General features: G+C 78.2%; 4 protein-coding genes. 3 read left to right on the top strand and 1 reads right to left on the bottom strand.

All coding sequences use genetic code 11. From position 1 onward, the window contains the following. Nucleotides 1–144 precede the first annotated feature (144 nt). Together ABEB16_RS18225 and ABEB16_RS18220 are read left to right on the top strand one after the other, a co-directional pair. Nucleotides 145–1,104, top strand: coding sequence for a VWA domain-containing protein (locus tag ABEB16_RS18225; protein ID WP_345713633.1), 960 nt, complete (start codon nt 145–147; stop codon nt 1,102–1,104). A gap of 121 nt (nt 1,105–1,225) precedes the next feature. Then, nucleotides 1,226–2,560, top strand: coding sequence for a carboxylesterase family protein (locus ABEB16_RS18220; RefSeq protein ID WP_345713632.1), 1,335 nt, complete (start codon nt 1,226–1,228; stop codon nt 2,558–2,560). Here ABEB16_RS18220 and ABEB16_RS18215 read toward each other — a convergent pair. Further along, nucleotides 2,526–3,476 carry an EamA family transporter gene (locus tag ABEB16_RS18215; protein WP_345713631.1) on the bottom strand — a complete coding sequence of 317 codons (951 nt, stop codon included), beginning with the start codon at nt 3,474–3,476 and terminating at the stop codon, nt 2,526–2,528. The genes ABEB16_RS18220 and ABEB16_RS18215 overlap by 35 nt on opposite strands. Nucleotides 3,477–3,514: 38 nt before the next feature. Between ABEB16_RS18215 and ABEB16_RS18210 the strand changes: the two genes are divergently transcribed. Continuing rightward, nucleotides 3,515–4,060: a CGNR zinc finger domain-containing protein gene (locus ABEB16_RS18210; protein WP_345713630.1), complete on the top strand. Its 546-nt coding sequence runs from the start codon at nt 3,515–3,517 to the stop codon at nt 4,058–4,060. Nucleotides 4,061–4,223 lie beyond the last annotated feature (163 nt).

The following is a 4,223-nucleotide window of genomic DNA, read 5'->3' as shown; positions in this document are numbered from 1 at the left end:
CCGGCCAGGGCAGCAGGTCGTGCTGCCACGGCTCGTCCCCGATCTTGTAGCTGCTGCTGCGCACCGACCGCGACTGGCTGCCCGAGCTGGCCCGTCACCTCGCGACCCGCCGCAGGGTCCGCACCGCCCCCGCCGGAGGAACCCGTGTCTGACCTGACCTTCGGGGCGCCCTGGCGCCTGCTGCTCCTGCTCGCGGTGGCCGCGCTGGCCGCCGGCTACGTCGTCCTGCAGCGCCGCCGCACCGCCTACGCGGTGCGCTTCGCCGACGTGGACCTGCTCGCCTCGGTGGCCCCCCGCCACCCCGGCTGGCGCCGGCACGTCTCGGCGGGGCTGCTCGTGGCGGCGCTGGCCGTGATGACGGCGGCGTTCGCGAGGCCCGCGGCGGCGGTGGAGGTCCCGCGGGAGGCCGCGACCGTCGTGGTGGCCCTGGACACCTCGCTGTCCATGGAGGCCACCGACGTCTCGCCCAGCCGGTTCGCCGCCGCCCAGGACGCGGCGGCCGCCTTCGTGGCCGACCTGCCCGAGAGCTTCGAGGTGGGTCTGGTGTCGTTCGCCGGCACCGCGAGCGTGCAGGTGGCCCCCACCGACGACCGCGCCGCGGTGGTGGAGGCCATCCGCCGCCTGCAGCTGGGGCAGGGCACCGCGATCGGCGAGGCCGTCGCGGCGTCGGTCGCCACCGCCACCCAGGTCGCCGGGCAGGCGCAGGGCGAGGGCGCCGCGCCCGCCCGGGTCGTGCTGCTCTCCGACGGCAGCAACACCCAGGGCCGCTCGCTGGAGGACGCGGTCGGCGTGGCCGCGTCCGCCGGGGTGCCGGTGTCGACCATCGCCTACGGCACCGCCGACGGCACCGTGACCGTCGACGGGCAGACGGTCCGCGTCCCCGTCGACGCCGACGCGCTGGCGCAGCTGGCCGCCGCCACCGGCGGGCAGGCCTACGAGGCCACCAGCGCCGGGCAGCTGGCCGACGTCTACGACGACATCGGCGAGCAGGTCGGCACCACCACCGAGCACCGCGAGGTCACCGCGGGCTTCGCCGGGCTCGCGCTGCTGCTGGCCGTGGCGGCGGCGGGCACCTCGCTGGCCTGGTCGCCGCGGATGGTGTGACGGTGTGGATGCGCCGGGCGCCGCACGACTGGCCGCCCGGCGCGGTTGCCGCGAGGGTGGTCGCGCCCGGCTCCTCGGCACCGGGCGCGACCACCGACCGGAACGGCTGCGAGGAGGCGAGGTGCTGCAGCGCACCGACCCGGAGTTCTCCACCCCCGCCGGCACCTACGCCGGCGCCCGGCGCGGGGACGTCGTCCGCGTCGGCGGCATCGTCTACGCGCGGGCGCAGCGGTTCCGCCCGCCGGTCCCCGTGGCGGGCGCGGTGCAGGACCCCCGCCCCGCCGTGGCGTGCGTGCAGCGGGTGGACGCCACCGCGCAGCTGTTCGGGCGCCCCTACGAGGGCGTGGAGTTCGACGAGGACTGCCACCGGCTGTCCGTCACCCTGCCCGCCGGCGCCGCGGCCGGCGACGGGTTGCCGGTGATGGTGTGGATCCACGGCGGCGCCTACGTCACCGGTGGCGGCGACCTGCCGATCTACGACCCCGCGCTGCTGGTGGCCGAGCACCGCGTCGTCGTCGTCAACGTCACCTACCGCCTCGGCGTCCTCGGCTACCTCGGCGCCGCCGGTGGCCGGCCCGCCAACCTCGGCCTGCTCGACCAGCTCGCGGCGCTGCGCTGGGTCCGGGAGAACGTCGCCGCCTTCGGCGGGGACCCGGACGCCGTCACGGTGTTCGGCGAGTCCGCCGGCGGTGACGCCGTCGCCCACCTGCTCGCCAGCGACGGCAGCGAGGGGTTGTTCCGGCGCGCCGTGGTGCAGAGCGCGCCGCTGGGCATCCGCCGCAACCGCCGCCGGATGGGCGCCGCGCTGGACCGGGCCGCCGGCGACCTCGCCGCGGACGCCACCGCCGAGGAGCTGCTCGCCGCCGAACCGCTCGTGCTGGCCGCGGCCCGCCGGTTCGGGCTGCGCGGCGGGATGCCCTTCGCCACCCGGTACGGGCAGGTGCCGCTGCCGGCGGAGCGGGAGGTGGAGGCGCGCTGGCGCCGGGTCGCGCCGCAGGTCGACGTGCTCGTGGGCACGACCGCGCAGGAGGCCAGCCTGTTCCTGGACGCGGTCCCCGCGCTGCGGGCACCGGGAGCCGCCCGGTCGCTGCGCCGCGCCGCCACGGCGGTGGGCACCCACCTGGTCTTCCGCCGCGGCGCCCGGCAGTTCGCGCAGCTGCTGGCGGGCGCCGGTGGCCGGGTGGAGGGGTACGAGCTGCGCTGGGCGCCGCGGGGCAGCGAGCTGGGCGCCACCCACGGCATCGAGCTGCCGCTGCTGTTCGAGAACCCGGCCGGGTGGCGGGGCGCGACCGTCCTGGGCGAGGCGAGCGACGAGGAGGTCGCCCGCGCCGGGCGCGTCCTGCGCCAGGTGTGGGCGCGGTTCGCCCGCACCGGCGAGGCGGGCCCCTCGCCGGACCCGGAGGTGCTGCGGGTGTGGCCGGTCAGCGCGCCGCGGCGCGCAGGTCGGCGTTCCTGACGACGACGACACCGGCGACGACGAGGACGCCCCCGGCCAGCTGCGGGGCGCTGGGCAGCTGGCCCAGCAGCAGCCACGCGGCGCCGGCGCCGGCCACGACCTCCAGCAGGGCGACGAAGGACGCCACCTGGGAGCCGAGGCGCCGGCTGGCGGCGATGCCGGTGGTGTAGGCCAGCGCGGCGGTGACCAGGCCGAGGGCCAGCAACGGCACCCACCACGGCACCGCGCCGGGGGAGTAGGCGACCGGCGCGGTCGCGGCGCGCAGCGGCAGCACCCCGGCGAGGGCGAGGACGCCGAGGGCCGAGGCGGCCACGCCGAGCCCGCAGCCGGCCAGCGCCAGCGGCGGCAGGCCGGTGCCGGTGTCGGCGGAGATGAGGAAGTAGGCCGTGGCCCCCACCATCGCCCCCAGCGCCCACGCCACCCCGGCGGGGGCCAGGTCCGCGCCGGAGAGCAGGTCGAGCACGAGCACCAGCCCGGCGGCCGCCAGCGCCGCACCGGCGAGGGTGGGGCGGTCCGGGCGGCGGCCGTGGCGCAGCCACGTCCAGGCCACGACGGCGGCGGGTGCGGTGTACTCGATGAGCAGCGCCGGTCCCACGTCCATCGTGGCGACCGCCGAGAAGTAGCAGAACTGCGCGCCGGCCACGGCCAGCACCCCGTACAGCAGCACCTGCCGGGCCGAGGCCCGCAGGTGGTGCCACCGCCCGCGCAGCGCGCGCACCGTGAGGGGGGCCAGCACGAGGGCCGCGGTGCCGATGCGGACCAGGACGACCGCCCCCGGGCTCCAGCCGGTGCTCAGCAACCCGCCGGCCAGCGCGCCGGAGAGGCCGAACGAGGTGGCGGACAGCACGGCGAGCAGCACGCCGCCGCCGACGCGGGAGGGCGCCACCCGACGGGTGTCATCGGTCAACTGGGCCATGGCAGATGACGCTAGGACCGGCGGCGTAAGGTGTCAACGTGCTTTTCGCCCATGACACCGCCGCGGCGCTGCAGGCCGCCGTCGCGCTCGTGAACACCGCGGCGGAACCCGACACCCTCACCACCCCGGCGGAGCTGGACGCGTTCTGGGCCGAGCACGGCTACACCGGACGCCACGACGGCGACGGCGCCGAGCTGGCCGAGGTCCGCGCGCTGCGGCCGGTGCTGCGCGAGCTGCTGACCGCCGAGCGCGACCGCGCCGCCGACCTCGTCAACGCCGTGCTCGCCGAGGCCCGCGCCGTGCCGCAGCTCGTGCGCCACGGGCAGGTCGACTGGCACCTGCACGCCGTGGCCGCCGACGCGCCGCTGACGCGCCGGATCGCGGTCGAGACGGCGATGGCGGTGGCCGACGTGGTGCGCGCGGACGAGCTGTCCCGGCTGTCCGGTTGCGCCGACACCACGTGCGGGGGGCTGGTGCTCGACCTCAGCCGCAACCGCTCGCGGCGCTTCTGCAGCACCACCTGCGCCAACCGCAGCGCCGTGGCGGCCTACCGCGCCCGCCGCCGGGAGCGGGGGGCTTCCTGACCGGGGCCGTCGGGAGGAACCGTGGCGGCCCGGTGGCCCGGCGGTCCGGGTCTCAGCGGCCGATCAGCCGGTGCAGCGCGGCCAGCCGGCGGGCGGCGTCGGGGGCGTCGTGGGGGTCGCCCAGGGCGATGACCTGCTCGAAGGTGCGCTCGGCGCCCGCGAC

The sequence above is a fragment of the Kineococcus glutinatus genome, assembly GCF_039542765.1.
GTDB classification, from domain to species: domain Bacteria; phylum Actinomycetota; class Actinomycetes; order Actinomycetales; family Kineococcaceae; genus Kineococcus_A; species Kineococcus_A glutinatus.
This window is presented reverse-complemented; position numbering and strand designations above follow the sequence as displayed.